A 19,240-nucleotide genomic window follows, 5' to 3' on the forward strand; every position below is an offset into this window, starting at 1 on the left:
GAAAAAACTTGCATTTTTTATAGATAAGAGAACGATAGCAATAATCTATGCGAAGCCAAAAGATTTGGAAACTACTTATTTTTATTCCTCTACTATTCAGTATGGGTTGTTTTGCGTCCGGCATAAGTCAGAAGGAAGAAACCCTTATATTTCTGGGAAGCTTTTTCATGGCGATAACCGGTGTAGGTGCACCCTATGTCTATTTTCCTGCTATTAAAAGTCGTAGAAGAGTAAAAGAAAGAAGCCGCTGGTTAATCTGGGAATCTATAGCCAAAGCACTCGGCCTTGGTTATCACATGCCTTCAAATGAACCCTGGACACCCACTATCTATGGCACCTTCAGAGAACACTCCGTATCCATTCAACCCCTCATTCAAAGAGTTGGCAATTCTGAGTATGGCGAGGAATTCGTTCAAATCAAAATTCCGGTTTCCAATCCCAGGAGATACCATTTCCTTCTCAGGGATGAGAATATGAAGGAAAGTGTAGAGAGTTTCTTCTTAAATCGTATATATGGTATATGTAAAGATGAGAAACTGGAAAAGCGTTTTGTGATAAAGGGAAGCTCAGAGGTATTTTGCGCAGGTCTTTTAAATACGAAGGAAATCCAGGAGTCTTTGCACAGATTGAAAGATGTATCCATTGAAATATACGGTCAAAACCTCTGCTTACAGGTAAAAGGCGGTCATGCGGATAGTCGCTACTTCCTATTCCTTCTTGAATTGACAGCCAAATTCGCTGACTTTTTCGAATCTTCTCAAGCTAAAAAAAACCGCGAAGCTGCTTAAAATTTAAAGCTAATAATTTTTCTTTTCCTTTCAGAATTACCAGGAACTGTATTTCTATTATTTCGGAGTTCCTATGAAAGTAACTTTATTTCGTATCCTGATAATTATTACCCTGCCCGCTCTTTATTTTTCAATCCTTCACTTATTATTCCTGCTTAAACTGCGGATAACTGAACAGCAGTTTTCAATCTCTATCTATGCTACCTCTCTAATTACCGCTTTCGTAGCTTATTTCCTGGCACCTCATATAGTAAAAAAATTGGAAGAAAGAAAAGCCAAAGCCGCTGAAACGAAAGCTGCAAAAAAAGCCGAGGAGGAAGCGAAGAAAGAAGAACAGAAAAAAGAGGCGGAAGAAAAGAAAGAAGCAGAAGAAAAAAAGGAAGAGGAAAAAAAGAAAGAAGAACAGAAAGAAAAAGAGGCCTTTGCTGATAAGTACATTCGTGGCAAGAAAAAATGATAAGTCTGTGTTTTCAGAAGACCGAAATTAGTACATAGAAAAATATGAATGAGTGGGGAACCATGAAACAAGTAAAATGGATCGTACTGTGCCTTTTTGTTGCAAGCTATAATGTTTTTGCAGTCAGCCCTGATGCCGATAACCTGAAGAATCTAATCGCTGAAAACCGGAAATACATGGAGTTGATAAACGTGGTAGTAAGTAATCTTGCTCCACCTGCCGGAGCGAAAACTGAAACAAAATCAGATGCTGCTACAGATGCTTCTGCCGACCAACCAAAAACACAGGGTAAAAACAATTACTATTACTATGAGATGATAAAGGCGAATCGTCTGGATTTCCAGGGGAATACATTTTATCTTAAAGGGGACTATAAAGCTGCTTTTCCTCCCTTACGTTCCTCTCAGGGGACACTGGTGGCTTTATTCAAATCATCCCTTGAAAAGCATATAAAAGACTCCAATAGCCTTTTAGAATATGCTCAGGTGAAAATAGTCCGCACCGAAGATAGAATGGCAAAACACCTTCTGAAACTGGCCAGCAGAGACCTGAGAATTGCTGAAGACACAATTTTAAGAGCCAATAACAATTCACCTTATCAGTATAGAAATAAATTAAACCTGTATTCGAGGTCTTTAAACTCTTCCCGTCTTGCCAGAAAGTTTGTGCTCGCTTCTTTAATAGAATACAAGACACCGGATAGGGATAAAAAAGCCTATAAGAAAGTTTATTTTGATGATTTGAAAAAACAGATCGAAGAAAACACTCCGGATGCCTACGATAAAATGAAGCATAAACTTACTGTCTATGTTGAGAATGGGCTTTTAGATAAGGTAGTGGCTTCTCCAATCAGCAAAGATGCTTCCAAGGTAGACCTTTTAGAAGTAAACGATGATAATTTTGGAATCCTTACCTATAACAGGGAATCTATTCTGGAACAAACTGATTCTGAGCTAAGACAGGAAAAATATATTTCAAATGCAAAACCTGACTCTCAAAGTTCCGATACCCCTGCTGCTACTAATCCGACTTCCGGTGATGCTACAACCGATACTCCTGCTACAAACGGGGATAAGAAATAAAATATGCAAAGAGTATTTATATTCAGCGCATTTTTATGCCTTGTTATGAGCCTGTCTGCTGACAGGCTTTCTGATTCCAAAAAAATTCTGGATAGCCACTACAAAAATCTGAATTCAGTACAGCAGCTATTTACAGATTCGGAAGTATCCCAGAAGTATAAAAGCTTTGAAGATGCCTATAAGTCAGCAGATTCGGCTTTTAGAGGGACCAACCGGGATAAGACTTTAAAAGCGGTGAATGCTGCCAGGATAGAGCTAAAAGAGACAGAAAAAGCCTATACAGCCTATCTTTCTAAACTCTCAAGCCAGATTATCGACCATTTTAGCTCTGCATATGTATCCGATCTGCATTCTGATACAGCTAAGGAGGGAGATAAAAAAGATAAGCTTCAGAAGACATATAAAGCTAACCGTTATCTGAACCTGGCCCGTTCCCGCCATGTAAACGCAGAAAAATTTGAAAGAGAAAGGAATTATTACTATAGTCTGCATCTTTTTCAGGGAGCTATTCGATATACAGTATTAGCCTGTAAAACTATGGAAGTAGAAGTTCCCCAGGAGTTTAAAACTGCAGAAAGCAAATGGTTCGGAGAAGAAGAAAACACTGCGAAAACGGAAAATAAATTAGAAACCGATACCAAACCCGAAGAAAAAAAGCCCTGAACAACAGGAAATACAGGTTGGGTGAATTTCACCTGACCTTTAAACCCTCCGTGTCAACAATTCTTAACTCCTATAACTTCGAATTCCGAGTCGTTCGATATCTTTAAAAAATGTCTCAGGCTCTACAAATTGTGCCTGAAAGTGCAAGCCCTCTTTCCGATTTCCGGAAAAATATTGTAGAAGGCAGGCGACAACCGGAACAGCGGTTAATACATAAGCCTCCTCATGTTCTAAAACCATCTTCATTTCTTTTGCCTGCCCTTCCCTTCTCCCTCTGGCCAGCAGTTGCAGGGTGGCAGCAAAGGGAGGTTTTGTAAAAGTCTTTAGGCTCCAGAAGAAAAATCGGGAAATAAAAGGAATACTTGCTTCACCCAATACTTTTAACAAAAGAAGAGTCAGGGGCAGAACAAAATAGTCCGTGAACGGGTTAAAGCCTGCGATATAAAAACCGGTTTCCTTTAGGGAGGGAATTTCTGAGGGAAGTGAGTCCAACTCCTTCATATACATAGGAGTTGCATATTGCTCCCTGAAGTTTTTTCCGAAGTCATATTTGGGAACTTTGCTATAACTCATTTGCTTCCATTCCTTATCTATAAAAGCTTTAGGGTCAAAATATTTTAGTTCATCCACGAATTCTAATATAGTGGACTCGGAAAATTTTAACTCTTTCCAGTTGATTCGAAAAGCCCCGTAAACATTGGCAGAAGATAAGTTCTCAAACTGTGTGGCAGCATAACGCACCATGGCAGCCGGAACTCCCGGATGAAAACCTCCATCGGTGATAAAGCATCTCTTATCAGAATTAATTCGGCCTTTGAAAGCTTCCAGAATTTTATGTTTGGAAGGAGATGAAAGTTGTAGGTCGAGATAATCACAATTCGAATCCAAACAGGCTTCAACTACATTTTTAGTAAATTCAATAGTGCTGGAAGCCACTACAACAATATCAGAAGACCGAAAAGCTTCTTTCAAGCTTTCCCTACTTCCAGCATCCAACTCTTTAAAACTAACTCTGTTTGTATTAAATTCCTGATTTAAAGAGAGAGCAGCTTCTTCCACCTTTACCTTATTTCTCGCTCCTATAACAATTTCTGTATTCGAATGCTGTAGTAAAAGTCGGCTTATAAGATAGCCGGTATTACCATAGCCCCCCAGAATAAATGTTTTCATAGTTAAGATCTCCTTTTATTATTACCGGACCGCCCGTATAAGACTATTTTTCCACTTTTTCCCAGTCATAAGCTGTAATATTTCTATCGGTCTTGCTAAACTCTATACCCATGAGGTAGATATTCTGAACGTTGCCGGAGTGGAGATGTGTACTTTCATAGCCTACATATTTCTCGTGGTATCTTCTTTCTTTTAGCTGCACAAGGGCTTTGTCTTCCGGTGTCATTTCATTTACCTTAAACTCCATCACATAGCAATTGCCATTGAGTATGGCTACCATATCGATTCGGTAAATATGATCTACTTTGAGTCATGGAAAAATCTTCTGCTCTTTGTGTTCGACCCGGAACAATTTAAAATGGTGCCGAGGTAGCATCACCGAGAATTGCTGGGGTTTAAGAGACTTTATAGTAAACTTCTTATACTTTGCGTTTCTACCATTTTTATCCGTAGTAATGAGATGTCGATCATCGATTGAGACCCGAACATCATCTATAACCCTGCCATTTTTCAGAAAAATAGTGTCTGAAAATAAATTATAGGTTGCGAATATAACAAACAGGAATAATTTCCTCATCTTATAAATGAATCTCTCTTTAATCCCTACCATAGAGAAAGGCAGGGTTTTTTGTTTGCTTAGGAATACTCTAATTATCTCCTTTTTTGGGAAAACAAATAAAATAGAAAATATTTGCAGTAAGATATTATTTTCTTTGAGAAGTGCGGTTTTTAAAAGAATTATTTTTACAGTCAGAATAAACTACTTGAAAAAAACGAAAAAGAAAAAAGCATGGAAAGATACGGGATGTAGCGCAGCGGTAGCGCACTTCGTTCGGGACGAAGGGGTCGCTGGTTCAAATCCAGTCATCCCGATACCACATTGCTTCCATCCCACAGAGGAAGCCAAAAGAATCTATTTATCAGATTTTCCTTTTGGCAACTTTCTACGCTTTTCTAAATACTCAACCAATGCTGTCCTGCAAACATCGGTGATATTGCTATCATACTCATTAACATAGTCTTCAAACTCTTCTCTCAAAGCTTCATTAACTACAAAAGAAATATTTGGTCTTACTTTTTTGCGTTCTCTTAATTCAGTTGCCATCTGTATACCTCCTTTTAGGATAATTTATAAATTAACAGAGCGAGTTTTTTTGTCAAACGTAAATTTCATAAATTTCATAAAATTACTATGCTAAATATATACTAAGCTTTTTCTTTCCATCGGGTGGAAAAGTGTTTCCGTACAATGGAAAACACTTTCCGCTTTACGGAAAAAGTTTTCTATTTCATGGAAATGGCTTTCCAGAATGCGGAAAACAATATAGAGATCATTAGAGAAAATATAAAGATTTTATAGATTTAACGAAGGCTCCTCGTGTTTTCTGGAGTTCTTCTTGATTTTTAAGGCTTTAAATTTGCTCAGAATTAAAATTTTCTATAGAGATAAGGTAAGACTGCGGGGTAGGTCTTCTGTGTCTCTACGTTGAGTATATGCAGTTTTTTGAGACATAAAATTTTTCTAAAAAATTCTTAAAAAAAATTGGAAAATTCCTGTTTTTTTATACTTTTTTTAGAGGACACGAAAAAATACAAATTTATTTACAGTTTTTATTTCACCAGGTAGTTTTTAACTGATCTAATTTCTCAAGGTTATTCAAGACATTTGAGCATTGCTCCCAAAATTCTCCCTGAACAAATGCTGAGGTATTGTATTTAATATCAAAAGGATGCTTTTCTGGAACTGAGTCTAATATAAGTTTAGCTTCTTCAATTTTTCCCATCGCTGATTGAATCCATACGTCCTCTAAGGTATCAGGAAGTTGTCCAAATAAGGTATGAATACTCTCTAAGCGAGAGGATAAAGCTTTATGCACATCATCTTCAACAGAATCTTTATACCTCATATTGTATATGTAGACTTTAGAGTATTTTTGTCCAATTCTTTGAATTCTTCCTTTTCTTTGCTCTAAGCGTGTAGGATTCCAGGGCAAATCTAAATTGATAAGTGTTCCGAGAGTTTGTAAATTTAAACCTTCGCTTGCTGCATCAGTACCGATGATTAATTTAAGTTCATAGTTTTTTACGCGGGTCTTGATTTCTTCTCTATCGATACGATAGCCTTTCTCATTTTCTATTAGCATGGATTTATTGGATCCTGCATACAAACCAATCTTTATCTCAGGAATTCTTTTCGATAACTCCATGGCAAGCCAATAAGCACTTGCATAATAACTGGAAAAAATAATACAACCTCTATTTAGCCAGGGTTCCGTACCATTTACACCATTTACTAGTATATCATAAACTAACTGAACTTTTGGATCAACTGTATTATTGGCTTTTAATGTTTTTAAGAGTTTAACTAGAATTTCTTTGCTGGATAACTCTTCACTCTCCCTTTCATCATCACCTTCATCTTCTTCTTCCCAAAATTCTTCCATTTCCTGTTCTTTAGGATTTAAAAGTTTCTCTATTGTTTGTCTACCTGCTTCTATAGAACTTCCAATTCTCCGAAGTAACAAAGTTTTAAAGAAGCCGGTTGCTGTTTTATTTTCAGATAAGGATTCGCAGTATTCTCTGGCTAGTTGATAAGCATCTTCCAGGTAAGATGTTAATTCTACAGCTTCGGAATCGTTCTCACCAAACAGAATAACTTCAACTTTAGGCAAAAATGGTTTTTGCGTTTCTGGATCTATTGTTTCTTCTAAATAACTTCTGGTTCTTCTTACTATATAGCGAATAAAAGGGTTGTGATCCTGAAAAAAATATTCTTTAATTCCTTCGATTCGTCTTTTATCCGGAGGACGTAATTCAGAAAAACTATCAATATTAGCAATGAATTCATCCTTTTTAAGATTTAAGGAATCTCTTAGTATACTAAAATCTGCTTTTCCTTTTCTTGTTTTTTCTTCCGCTGGAGGAAAAGGATTATATAACCATTGCCAGAATTCTGATATTTCCATTTTAGTAACATTTCCCATCACTGCATCCAGAGCAAGTCCTGGCTCACTCCATTTACTGTAAATGTTTCCAATTATACGTTCCTTGCCTACTGCCAATAATGAGAGCAAATCCCAAGCTTCAACTGGATGAATTTGCACTGGTGTTGCTGTCGCCAATAATAAGCTTTTTGTTTTTTTTGTAATTTTAGTCATATAGCTCATTAAGTTATTTAGCTTAGGATTTCTTTCTTCTTCTATTTTTGCATTAAGGTTTGTTCTTCTGGCTCTGTGTGCTTCATCTAAAATAATACACTCATATTGTTGTTGCAAAAGATATTCGACTGCTTTACTTTTACTAGAAAATAATCCCTGTGAAACTATACCAATCTTTCTGGGACAATTTTTGATTCCGGCATGGCCTTTTTTTTCATACTCTATTCCCATTTCATCTACCCAGTTTTTTCCCGTCCAAATGGCAGAAGGAGCATCTAATAAAGATCTAAATTCTTCCTGCCATTGCTTTAATAGAGTTTTGGGGGCAATTACAAGGACAGGAAAATCTCCATAGAGAGCCATTAATAATGCTGACATAGCAAGTTGCAGAGTTTTTCCCAAACCTACCTGGTCGGCAAGAATATATCTTGCACCATTGTATTGAATATGATCATGAAAAGCTTTGGAGACAAAATATTTTTGGTGGTTCCATAAGCCATTATGCTTACGATAGACAGGAGACTCTACAATTGGTGCTGCTACTTCCGGTTGCTCCTGCCAGTCTTTTACAGTTTGTATTGTTCTATTAGCATTTCTTTTAATATCATTTATGACTTCTTTTGTTAATGGGAATGCAGAATGATGTCCCCAGAGTGCAGAAAATTCATTTTCTACCCATTTTACGGAATCTTGTGAGTCATCTTCCCAGACCAATTCATAATTTAATTTCCAACCATTTAGTGATTCATTTGCACTACCCATAAAACTGGTTTTTGTTCCATTTTTATAGGTTATCACTCCTGCTTTGCCATGAATTAAACCAAAGAAATCATCAGGTAAAATTCGGATCTCTAAAAACTTCTCTCCGGTTTGTTTGTCTTTTTTATCTAATAAATAGTATAGAGTTTCCAAAAGAGTTCCGGGTATATTTATTTTCTCCGGTTCCATTGCACACCATTCCTTCCAGATTTCTGCTTTAAAAGCAGATTCTGAAATTTTCTGATTTTCGGAAATATGGCTGAAAACGATTTGGGAGTTACACACCATTCGACATCTTTTTAATGATCCCAAAGATTCACCGGCGATTTGTAAAATGGAAGGACTAAAATATCCAGCGATCCTGTCGTAATAGTCTGCGTGCTTTAGTTTTTCATTTAAAAAACTTTGTCCTAAGAACTTCTTTTCGAGTTTGGCTATGCGTGAGGAGTATCTATTCAGCATTTAACTTAGCATATCCTGAAAAAAGTTTTCTATTTTTTTTACTACAATATTGGATTTCAATTCATCATCAGGAATCAAGTCACTTCTTTCTATTGCTACATGAACTGCGACTCCCGCATTTTTGGTTTGTCCTGCAACTCCCAGGATTGCTTTATCTTCATCATATTTATCTTTTGCTGGCTTGTATTTTTGGATTAATTCTTTAGATTCTTTTAATAATTCCGGATATTTATTATTTACCATAGGTAGCAATATATCCTCAAGATCTCCGGATTCTTGTTCCGGTTTTGTAAAAACAAAAATACCAATACTCCTTCCATCAATAGAATTTTTTTGGGAAGGCTTAAAAGAATCATCTAAGTTAAATTCATCTTTATAACATTCTATAAATTCTTTTAATCTATCATCAACCGTGTCATCGTCTGCATCAAAAAAGAATGCAAAATGAAAAGGTATATTGATTGTTTGAGGTTTATTTTTAATGAGTCGAGCCTGAGATTCGTAGTCTAAGAAAGTATCTAATAAATAAATCAGTCTTTTGTGCTTTGCTTTTGATTCTATCAAGGTTTTTATTTCTGGATTTAAATTTGGGATTTTTTCCTGAATTTTATTGAATAACCTTTCTTTAGTTTTATATCTGAGCCCTTTAATATTCTCTTTATTTTCATTTGATAACTCAGTTATTTCAGAAATTTTTTCTATTAATTGAGAACTTATTTCATAATCATTTTTCTTTTTGTTTATTATCTCAGTAATCCCGGTCATTGCATATATTGCAATCATCTGTTCTTCTTTTTCAAAGATATAAGGAATATCAGGCATAATTTTATCAGCCAGTTTTAACTCAGAAATATCTAATTGGTTTAAGTCATTTTGTATGTACTTGAATACCGGAGGCAAATCATTGATTTTGCCTTTATAGTCTTTAAAATCAAGATTATTTTTTAGTATTTTGGATAAAAACGCTCTATCATGGGGACCTTCACAAAAACAGATTAAAACTTTTTTCATGTTACTCCCCCCTCAAATCAAAATTAAATTTTTCTATGAACTTTTGAAAATCTCTACCGGAAACCCTATCTGCATTTAATTGATCCTTTTCATCTTGGTATAAAGCATAACCTACTATATCATCATTATTATAATAATTTAATAGAAAAGCGTCTATGCACTCCCGACTATGAGAAGTGGCAAATACCTGAACATTATATTTTTCTGCTAGCTTTTGTAAAAATAAAGTATATTGTTTTAATAGTCTATAGTGAATTCCGTTTTCTAACTCATCAATTAAGACTACTCCATTTTTAGAGTTAGAAAACAAGATACTGGTATAAAAGATAAATTGCATTCCAGAACCAAACATTGAAAGATCAATAGTTTCTTTTTTCTTTATAACATTAAACCTTTGAAGTTTTGGAGAGTAGCGAATATCTTCAACTTCAGAATCAATATTTTCTTTGATAAAGTCTATTACTTCAATTATAAAGCTTTCATTTGAAGGATAATATTTTTTTACAAAATTTTCTAAGTTCATATTAAATGGAGTTGAATAAGATATATTACATATTTTATAAGCATCTTCATAAAAAACTTTTGTTTCAAAGGGTTTAAATAACTGGATTTTTGAAGAAAGCTCTTCCTCATTTTCTCTTTTAGCTTTTAAAAAAATACTGGAAATATAAGACTTTTTATCAATTTCTGGATCTTTCTCTTGTTCTTGAGAAGTAGTTAATAAATAGTCGTCACCAGAGTAATTACCACTGATTGTAAGATTATGTGTGTTTTCAGAAATCCATTCACTATATGGATTATTGTAGATCTTTCCCCTGTTGCTTAAACTTTCTAAAAATTCAAATGGTTCATTTAAATTGGCAAGATAATAAATAGCTTCCAGGATACTTGTCTTACCTCTATTATTTGCACCGGCAAAAATATTAATTCTGCCCGGATTTTCAATTTTTAAATTTTTTAAAAGTTTATAGTCACTAATATGTATGTTAGTAAAATGAGATTTAGGTTTTAAAGGATTTAGAATAACAGCTTTTTGCTTGTAAGTGTTTTGTTCTTCACTGATTGTATACGAAATTTCTCTTGCTGTTCTCTCAATTTCAATAATATCTACTAAATCATTTTTCTCTAAATAAACAGAGAAGTTTTTAATACTTTCAATGTATGCCGTTGCTTTTTTAAGATTATCTTTTACATTTTCCCTCGCTGCATGTTTTGAATTATGAAGGGCTTTTTCCAAATCGTTTGAGTCTTCTAAAATATCTAATGCATTAGGATCTACAATAATTTTATTTAATTTTCCAATATCTCCAGCATCTTTTAGAATGGGATCTCTATCTACAGAGCTAATCCAGGAAAAAATCTTTTCAATATTTGTTTTATTATAATGTATTAAATCACACGCTTCTTCATTTTCAAATTCCAGACTTAACCATTCTCTTAAATCGGGTTTAGATGTAATTTCTCGAAAAATAGTATATTTCACATCTTCAATACTATCATTAAAATATTCGCTTTTTCTAAATAATTTTATCAAAGCAAGAGTTCTTAGTGAACGTCTAACTTCATGTTTGGTAATGTCAGCAAGCCTTTCAACTATATATTCCTGACTTTTATTAAGATCTTTTATTAATGAATAAAAGTATTCTGCACGATTTACGGATGGCCAATTTTTTTTTCCAGTTATATGATCAAGACCGGCAAGAATGAGATGTTCTTCCAATTCTTCATATGGATAAATTACAACAGGAACACCGTTGAATACCTCCGGATCTAATTTTCCTAATTCGGGAAATTCATCTTTTGATTTTTTTTCTAAGTATTTTAATGTTGCAACTCTTCTATTTCCCTCAATGACTAAATACTTTTCATCATTGATTTTTTTTACATAAATTTGATTTACATTTATAAAACCATTGGCTTTGAAACTAATTAGAAGATCACTTATTCCCTGCTCTTTATCAATTAGTAGGTTTAAAATTTTATTCTGAATTCTATCTGAAAACTCTTCGCCGGATTTTAGGTTATTTAATGCTTGTGCTTTTTCTTTAAAGCGAAAGTTCTTATGATCTAAAAATAGATTTTTTAATGGAACATAAATTTGTTCTATTTTATTGTCGTATATCATTTTCCTTCCATATCCTTTAACTTCAACTTATCTGGCAACAATACTTTGAGTCTCATAAATTCTTTATTTAAAAACCAGTCATCATCTTGAATTTCTTCTAATTTATAATTTTCGTGAATATAGTTTTGCATAAATTTTGTTACTTCACTTAGCTCTGTATAATCTTCTTTTTGAAAACATTTATAAATATAATCTATTGTATCAATTTCATTGATTTGAGGAAATTTTAAAGAAAGGTATTTTTCAAAAACAATTTTAAATAAACCCAAAATACTGAGTTGGAGGTTATCATAAAAACCACTCTTAGGTAATAATTTTTCAATATAAAAATATATATGTTCGGCAATCAGTAAATCTTTGTATTCTGTTTCCTTATTGAAAATCATTTCATACCAACCAAACTTATCATCTTCTTTCTTGGATAAAAATAGAGCATCATACCTCTTAATAGCTTCGTCCTTAAAAGCCTGCTTTGCGATAAAGGGAATTTGATAAAAAAAACTTATATATATTCCTGCCATTAATTTATTATCTAAAACAGTAACATCTTCCGGAACTTCAACGAATTCATCCCTTCTTTTTTGGTACCAAAATTGTGTATTATAAGACTCTTCTTGCAAACGAATTTGCACCGGGTCATTTGCCCAGAAGTCCCTGTCACTCATAGGGTTTTGAGCGTTGGTATATTTGGTAACTTTTCTATCAAAGTCTTCACCGGCAGATTTGTATAAGCGAAACGTAAGAAGAACTTCTTCGTCTATTTTTTGACGTTCTGTAGTTGAAGCTTCGCTATAAGCTTTATAAACAGCGTGGACAGTTTGTGCACCGTTAATAATTTGTAGACCTGTAATTTCAATTTCTTTGGCTTGTTTACTCAGCTCAGGAATCAGGCTGGAAATTGCTGTGATTCCGTTATTATAATACCAGAAGTATGCAGGTTCTTTGAGTAAAGTTTCCTGCATTCTCTTGTTTATATCTGAGTCTTTGATAGGATTTCTAACATTTTCTATAAACAGGCTATAGCCGTATTTATTAAATAACTCATAAACCAATTTGGGTCTAACGAGAAAAATGTAAGCATCAAATGGCTTTTTTATCTGTATCTGATTGTTATTTGTTCCGAGTCGTTCTAATTGGATTGTAATTTTATCATTGATAGGATTTGTTCTTCTTTTTAATAGATCCAACCTTTCTAACTTCTTATATCTTACATCTATGAAATCTTTTTTGATATGGTGTATATCAAAAACTCTAACAAACATATTGGGGTTTGCTTTTTCAAAACCACTTAGATTTTCTTCTACATCGGGATTATTCTTACTGAGGGTTATAAATAAAAACTCTACCTTTCCGTTTTTATCCAGATGGTTTTGTAAACCTTTGATTCTTTCATTGAATCTTTCATTTTTAGATTCTGTTTTAGAACCCCGTAAAATAGTATCAAAATCGTTCAGAGTTTTTTTTATCTCATCTGAACTAATCATTTTATTACAATTCGATTCAGAATTCCATTTAGATTGTACTACATAATAAACGGTTTCATTCTGGTAATCTACTTTGGGAAAGATAATGTCACAGGAAAAGTCACCGGGACCATCTACTATTTCTTCTCTAACTCTTGGAATTTTCCCGTAGAACTCTAAAAACCAGATCATAAAAGCATAGGCTTTTTTTTGTTCTTCTTGCTTCAGTTTAGTTCGAAAGTTTTCTTCCTCTTTGTATTTCTCTATTATAGCATCAAATTCTTGATTGATAATTTTATAAAAGTTTTCGTTTATCATCTCTTTCTACTCCAACTCACTCTCAATCATCGCTTTAACCTGAGTGGCTTTTTCGCTGTAAACCTCCCAGTGGGGCAGGCTATACTTGAACCTTTCCAGATATTCTAAGATTGCTTTAACCAGTGTTTTTTTCTGGCTGAAATTTTCCAGTTCTACTTTAAGCCAGTTGACTCCGGCTCTGGGTGATTCCTCCTTTACAGTCAAAAGGAGTGCATACAAACAATGGCGGGTGGAGGTTATGGCAAAGCCTTCTCCGGAGAGTTGGCTTGTGCCGAATTCTTCCGGTGTTTTGAGTTTTACCTGGTTGGCATGGGAACTTCCGAGTAAGTCCTTATATTCCCTGAGTCCGTAGCCGCGGGCAAGCTCCTGATAAGCACCGAGTTTATTTTCCCCTTTGGCTTCCATATCGAGTCCTTTAAGAAAGAAACGCTCTTCACCGCTGAGATCAAGCCAGTTGGCTTTATCGATTCCTGTGGGAATGAGATATGAGGCTGCAATCTTTTTGGCGTTTTCTATTGTTTTTTCCAGCTCGGAAACTTCACCTTTCTTTTTGGTTTTAGAAAGTTCCCTTTGAACGTCTATGTCTTCGATTTTTTTATATCCGGTGAGAATCCGCAGGGATGCTGCATAAGCGGCAAGCTGGTAATCTGTGTCGGAAAAGTTAGGTTCCTCTTTGTCTTCGACTTTGTGCATGGAGTCGATTTGTATTTTGACTTCGTCTTCGATGAGCTGGTTGAGTTCGTCTAAGAAAGCGGTTTCTTCGGAAGTGTTCTTACGAAGAACCAAAAGCACAGTCCCCTGAACATAATTACCTTCTTTGAGAGCCGATGTAGTTTCCGTAGCTATCGTCCACGCTGCTGTTACCTTCAATCCACTTGCCCAGAGAATCAAGGCTAAATCTGCCCAGACACTCGCATCCTGATGCGTAAACATCACCACCTGCATTCCGTTATCCGGCATATTATTTTTTAAGTTAGAGTAAGCCTCCACCATAGAAATCCGAAAACTTTCCCCCTGACCCTTAATCGCCAGAGCACGCTTGGAATCCGTATACCAATCAGGAAACAACTTCGGCAAATGCTTCTCATACCAGGCAAGGAAGAACTCTGTTAGCTCATGATAGTTGACAGCGTCGGCATAAGGTGGGTCTGTTATCCAAATATTATTATAAAAAGTATTATCACTAATGCTTTTAACAGAAACATTACATGATGATGAGAAAACAGAGTGTTCATTTCCAATTGGAAAATTAATAGAAGTAGATAATGATAATAAAGAAGCAGCTGGGAAATTAAGCATAGTATTTAATGCCTGGTTAAGGAAAGTCATTGCTGTTTTTTCCCTTGTATGATGAGGATCCCAAATACATAAACTACTATTCCAATTTGTTGCTCTACCAATAATTAATTGAATTAATACTACAATTTCTTGTTTTTTAAAATTATTAACACAACTCATAATTAACCCATTTACCAGCAACTGTCTCGGATTGAATAATTGGTGCCAGTGGGTCCAGCCTTTTTCGCGTTGAAGTCTTGAGGTTTCGTCACCCGGCTCTATTTTCTTAGAAGGAATATAACCTTTTTCTTGCCAGTCGGAAAAGCGTTCTTTTATGAGTTGGTAGGCTTTCTTTTCTCGTTCTATGTCTTCAGGGGTGGGGGTGGTATAGTAGCGGTAGTCTGAAGATTTCGCATTAGATTCTAATAATAGTGCAATGGCTTCTTCGGGTGTTTTATCGGTAATTAAATCCTCACTTCCTTCTTTAGGTTTTGCTTTCTGAATTGTAAAATCCAATAAAGCTAACTCGTCTGTCCCATAGCTAAGTTTAACCTGTAATACAATACCATAAACATTTTTTTCAAAATATAAATATTCTTCTCCATCCTCACGAAGCTCAAAATGCTTACAGGATTCGAGAGTATAAAAAGCTAACACCAAATTTTCTGTAGTAATAGCTATTTCTTTTGATTTATCAGAAATAAGCTCTTTAATTTTCTCTGTATCAATCGAAAAAAGAAAATTATCAGATACGACTTTCAGACTAGTTGCCATTTTTTTTAACAACTCTTTTTTGGGTTCCAAATAAATCTTCTTATAGATGGAAAAATCGGTATCTTTTGCAAACTTGCAAAAATCCCAAATCCTTTCTGATAAAGACTTCACTACATAACGAATACAATACAACCTTTCCTGAAACACATCGTCAGGACGTGGAATTATATCATCATTCTCCCAGAGACGTAAACCGCCTTTGTTTTCTCTTCGCACCAGATCCATAGGAATCCGATTGGGATTTTTTGGATGAATAACATAGCCCTTTACAACAGTTCCCTGCTTGGCTGCTTTCATTTCCGCAGGAGTAGCATCCATTTTTACCTGAATCTCATAACGCTTGTTTTTCTCGTCTGGAACAAGAATTGCCACCGTCTTTGTCTTTTCTCCAATTACCCAGCTCGGAGCCAGTGGCACTTTCCAGCCTGTTTCGGGGTCTTCCACTTCCACACAATAGAGGTAAGCATCCGCACGATGGAAAAATTCGTTGTGCTCAATGCCCCATTCTGTTACCTGTTTGTCTACAGCCTCATAGATTTCTTTTTGTGCTTCTTTGACCTGTGTAGCAACTTCTTCTCCACCACCAACAATATTCAAAGCTGCCCAGGTCAACAGTGCTGCCACCGGATTCAAATCACTGGCATAAACATCACAACCCATTCTTGCTGCTTCAAAAGGAATGCTACCACCACCACAAAACGCATCGCCCACACGCGGAATAGAACCAAATTGCTTTTTGCCAAGCTCTTGTGTAAGTTCTACAATTGAATTCGCATTGGTTCCGAGATGTTTATTAATCTCTTTCCATGATTCTTTGGAAGGACCTTCGATTTGTTCGGGTCTTGCACAATAATTTAGCTTTTCATCATAATAGAGACAGTCAAAAGCAAAGCGTTCCAGACTTAGCTTTTCTTTTTTATCCAGCGATTTAATCCATCGATACGAACCATTTTTCTCAGTAATATAACGACTTAAAAAAGCCTCCCGTGATACTTCTTTAAAGGTAGGAAACACATCGGAATAATTATCTATTTTAATAAAAACTCTACCTTCGTGAAATTCATCAGTTAGAATATTATAAACTTCTTTAGCACTTAAAGGTTTATTTTTCCTCTCCCAGAGACCATCTTCATCCATCGTGAGAATTTTTAAGAAAATTTCTCTATCTCGAACCGGATTATTAGAAGTAGGCATCAAAAGACCTAAAAGGGTAGCTCGCACAAGAATCAAAGGCTTACGTCCCCACCACTTGCCAAGACCTGTCAAAGTCTGGCTGTAGTTTGCCATACGCTCTTTGTAGGATTCTTTGGAAACCCGTGAAACGGGGAATTGTGTTTCGATAAATGAGTTCATGGTTAGATCGTTGTTCCCTTTAGGGAGTCATAGATTGTTAAATTTTCTTGCTTTAGAACATTCTGCAATTTTTTATCTGAAGTAACAATTGTCCAATCATCATCTATTTTTGCTTCTAAGAAAGAGGCTGTTACCAAAGAGTCCAATGATTGAAAATCATACTGACCGGCATATTTTGTTAAAAGGTTACGGCTTTTAGTAATGGTGCTTGTATCTATTTTTATTATATTCGTTTTTATAAATCCTCTACCTGCTTCCATATCATGAATAAGCTTCGCGTATTGTTGTAATAAAGGATTTGAAATCTTTTTTTTAGCTAACTCAAACCATTCTTGACCACATTCTATGCTTCCATCACTTTTTAATTTACGAGTGCAGATATTTTTTTGTAAGGAAGAGCCTCTTCCATTTTTTCCTAATACAGAATATATTTCCAGAGAAGTAATTTCAGAGATTGTAAAGGTGTAATTTCCATTCTCATCTTTTAACATAGGCTCAAGCGGTATATTCTTCGATTTGCTTATACTATCTAATAAATACCAGAGAGAATTTGTATCTAAAAAGTAATTCATTTCTTTAACCTTCTTAGTTCAATATTCTATTTAAAATTTCTTTTGTTTCTTCTGGAGACAAAGGCATTAGTTTTGCTCTTATGAAGTCCACAAATTCCCATAAGTCTGAATCTGCACCTTTTTTATAAAAACCAGTAGTATGTAAGTTTATTAACTTAGCCATAATTGGTGGTTCATCATAATTCGTATAAACTACGACTTCTATATATGGATCCATTTCTCTGATTTTTTTCAAAACTTCATCACCTGTAAGTTCCGGTAATTTTAGATCTAAGATTACTAAATCGTATTTATTGTTTTGGAAATATTCAACTCCCCTTTGACCATCACTGGCAATATCCGAGTCAATTTCTTTATCTTTTAGAGCCTTTTGTAATATCTCTCCTGTTTTTTCTTCATCTTCTACGATTAAAACTTTATAGTTTTCCATTATAATTCCTCTTGATTCTTTGGTATTGTAATTTTAAAAAGAGCACCATTTTTATAATTTGCATCCAACGAGATATTTCCATTCATGATTTTCAATAAGTTAAAGACTATATATAAACCCAAACCTTCTCCTTTACTTTTCTTTTTCGTGGTATGATAAGGAATAAAGATTTTCTCTCTTTTATCTTCAGGTATACCGATTCCATTATCTCTAAAAAAAATAGAAATATCTGTAACCAATAGTTTTATTGATATATGTATTTCTCTATTCGGAATATCTTTCTCAATTAAGGCATCTATCGAGTTTAAAATAAGATTGTTGATAATCTGTTCAAATTTAATTTGATCCTGGTAGAGAGAAATTTCATCAGGATTAGAGTGTATTTCATATATAATATGATTTGCTTCCATTGTCTCTTTATAAGCATTGAATCTTTTTTTGATAACATCCACAATATTAAAAGTTGTTTTGGTCGCTTTTGAAGATGTTATTGGGGCAATCGTTTTTACCAGTTGGTTAAGCCTTGATGTTTCCTCCAATACTAAATCAAAAATTTTTATTACTTCTTCTTTTGCGATTGGATCCTGCAATGTTTTCTTATAATATTGAAGCCTCCAATTGATGTTTGTAATAGGTTGACCGAATTCGTGCGTGATTCCGTTGATAAGTTCTGAAAGAAGAGCTTTTCTGGTCTCTTCTTCATTTTTACGAAATAACTCAATGAATCTATCATAAACTTCTTTTTCAATTTGTTTATCAATTGTAGTTTGACTTACATCTTGTAGTTTTAACCTTTTGTCTAATTTATTCTTTATGCGATTTGCATCATCAATTAAACCATACTTTAAATAAAACTTTAACAAAGTTTCTTGGATAGGTTTACTGTTTCCATATCTTTCTTCAGTTACACTTAAAATGTGCTTAAGTTTTTCTTCCTCACCTCTATTTTCAAAATAATAGATAGCTTCAAAAGCTATAAAATGATCCATTTTGGATAAAAGTTTAGAGTTAATTAAATTATCAGCTATAGAGTAATCATTTAATTTCCTGCAATTCCTTAAAAGCCCGCTAATGGCAAATTTAGGCACAGGCTCTATATTCTCAATAACTGATTTTGCAAAGTTTATTCCTTCATCAAGAGATATAGTCGAATATATACTGAAGACAATTGAAAGTAAATGTGTTTTAGAAAAATCTTTTGTTCTCAAATGTCTTGGACTAAACAAGTTATTTAGTAATGACAATAGTTCATCAGTTAAAGAGCTTTCAATCATATCATTTGCAAGTTCTTTAATTTTCTTACTGGACTCTGAATCGATTTTTCCAGTGAGTAAAATTTCTAGTTCTTGTATATCATTCATTTTCTTCATTAGTGGG

The 19,240-nt window shown here is 34.4% G+C and carries 15 protein-coding genes and 1 tRNA gene; 5 read left to right on the forward strand and 11 right to left on the reverse strand.

Translation table 11 applies throughout. The annotated features are described in order from the left end of the window. The first annotated feature begins 47 nt into the window (after positions 1 to 47). From H7A25_18350 to H7A25_18365, 4 genes are all read left to right on the forward strand, one after another. On the forward strand, positions 48 to 788 hold the full coding sequence (locus H7A25_18350) for a hypothetical protein (GenBank protein ID MCP5501869.1): 741 nt from the start codon (positions 48 to 50) through the stop codon (positions 786 to 788). 73 nt (positions 789 to 861) lie between these two features. Then, a complete protein-coding gene (locus H7A25_18355) occupies positions 862 to 1,245 on the forward strand; it encodes a hypothetical protein (GenBank protein MCP5501870.1) in 384 nt (127 codons plus the stop codon). Positions 1,246 to 1,307: 62 nt separating this feature from the next. Beyond that, on the forward strand, positions 1,308 to 2,327 hold the full coding sequence (locus H7A25_18360; protein ID MCP5501871.1) for a hypothetical protein: 1,020 nt from the start codon (positions 1,308 to 1,310) through the stop codon (positions 2,325 to 2,327). A 3-nt stretch (positions 2,328 to 2,330) separates the two neighbouring features. Beyond that, positions 2,331 to 2,990: a hypothetical protein gene (locus H7A25_18365; GenBank protein MCP5501872.1), complete on the forward strand. Its 660-nt coding sequence runs from the start codon at positions 2,331 to 2,333 to the stop codon at positions 2,988 to 2,990. Positions 2,991 to 3,053: 63 nt separating this feature from the next. Here H7A25_18365 and H7A25_18370 read toward each other — a convergent pair whose 3' ends face one another. Both H7A25_18370 and H7A25_18375 read right to left on the reverse strand, forming a co-directional pair. Next, positions 3,054 to 4,160, reverse strand: coding sequence for a saccharopine dehydrogenase NADP-binding domain-containing protein (locus H7A25_18370; GenBank protein ID MCP5501873.1), 1,107 nt, complete (start codon positions 4,158 to 4,160; stop codon positions 3,054 to 3,056). 43 nt (positions 4,161 to 4,203) lie between these two features. Then, the gene (locus H7A25_18375) at positions 4,204 to 4,440 is read right to left on the reverse strand and encodes a PD-(D/E)XK nuclease domain-containing protein (GenBank protein MCP5501874.1); all 237 of its coding nucleotides are present in this window, start codon (positions 4,438 to 4,440) and stop codon (positions 4,204 to 4,206) included. Between the two features lie 521 nt (positions 4,441 to 4,961). On the opposite strand from H7A25_18375, the gene H7A25_18380 reads away from it, so the two are divergent. Beyond that, positions 4,962 to 5,033, forward strand: a tRNA-Pro gene (locus H7A25_18380). Between the two features lie 40 nt (positions 5,034 to 5,073). Here H7A25_18380 and H7A25_18385 read toward each other — a convergent pair. The 9 genes from H7A25_18385 to H7A25_18425 form a co-directional block, all read right to left on the reverse strand. Next, the gene (locus H7A25_18385) at positions 5,074 to 5,265 is read right to left on the reverse strand and encodes a hypothetical protein (GenBank protein MCP5501875.1); all 192 of its coding nucleotides are present in this window, start codon (positions 5,263 to 5,265) and stop codon (positions 5,074 to 5,076) included. Positions 5,266 to 5,776: 511 nt separating this feature from the next. Beyond that, positions 5,777 to 8,539: a DEAD/DEAH box helicase family protein gene (locus H7A25_18390; protein ID MCP5501876.1), complete on the reverse strand. Its 2,763-nt coding sequence runs from the start codon at positions 8,537 to 8,539 to the stop codon at positions 5,777 to 5,779. Beyond that, on the reverse strand, positions 8,540 to 9,550 hold the full coding sequence (locus tag H7A25_18395) for a hypothetical protein (protein ID MCP5501877.1): 1,011 nt from the start codon (positions 9,548 to 9,550) through the stop codon (positions 8,540 to 8,542). Position 9,551: 1 nt separating this feature from the next. After that, the gene (locus tag H7A25_18400; GenBank protein MCP5501878.1) at positions 9,552 to 11,675 is read right to left on the reverse strand and encodes an ATP-binding protein; all 2,124 of its coding nucleotides are present in this window, start codon (positions 11,673 to 11,675) and stop codon (positions 9,552 to 9,554) included. Next, positions 11,672 to 13,456: an AIPR family protein gene (locus H7A25_18405; GenBank protein ID MCP5501879.1), complete on the reverse strand. Its 1,785-nt coding sequence runs from the start codon at positions 13,454 to 13,456 to the stop codon at positions 11,672 to 11,674. Before H7A25_18405 ends, H7A25_18400 begins: the two co-directional genes overlap by 4 nt. 6 nt (positions 13,457 to 13,462) lie before the next feature. After that, complete coding sequence (locus H7A25_18410) at positions 13,463 to 16,861, reverse strand: DUF1156 domain-containing protein (protein MCP5501880.1); 3,399 nt, start codon at positions 16,859 to 16,861, stop codon at positions 13,463 to 13,465. Between the two features lie 2 nt (positions 16,862 to 16,863). Continuing rightward, positions 16,864 to 17,433 carry a hypothetical protein gene (locus tag H7A25_18415; protein MCP5501881.1) on the reverse strand — a complete coding sequence of 190 codons (570 nt, stop codon included), beginning with the start codon at positions 17,431 to 17,433 and terminating at the stop codon, positions 16,864 to 16,866. Between the two features lie 13 nt (positions 17,434 to 17,446). Then, positions 17,447 to 17,863, reverse strand: a complete 417-nt coding sequence (locus H7A25_18420) for a response regulator (protein ID MCP5501882.1) — start codon at positions 17,861 to 17,863, stop codon at positions 17,447 to 17,449. Continuing rightward, positions 17,863 to 19,224: a HAMP domain-containing histidine kinase gene (locus tag H7A25_18425; protein ID MCP5501883.1), complete on the reverse strand. Its 1,362-nt coding sequence runs from the start codon at positions 19,222 to 19,224 to the stop codon at positions 17,863 to 17,865. The genes H7A25_18420 and H7A25_18425 overlap by 1 nt, the downstream gene beginning before the upstream one ends. Positions 19,225 to 19,240: the final 16 nt, after the last annotated feature.

It is taken from the genome of Leptospiraceae bacterium, assembly GCA_024233835.1.
Classification (GTDB): domain Bacteria; phylum Spirochaetota; class Leptospiria; order Leptospirales; family Leptospiraceae; genus JACKPC01.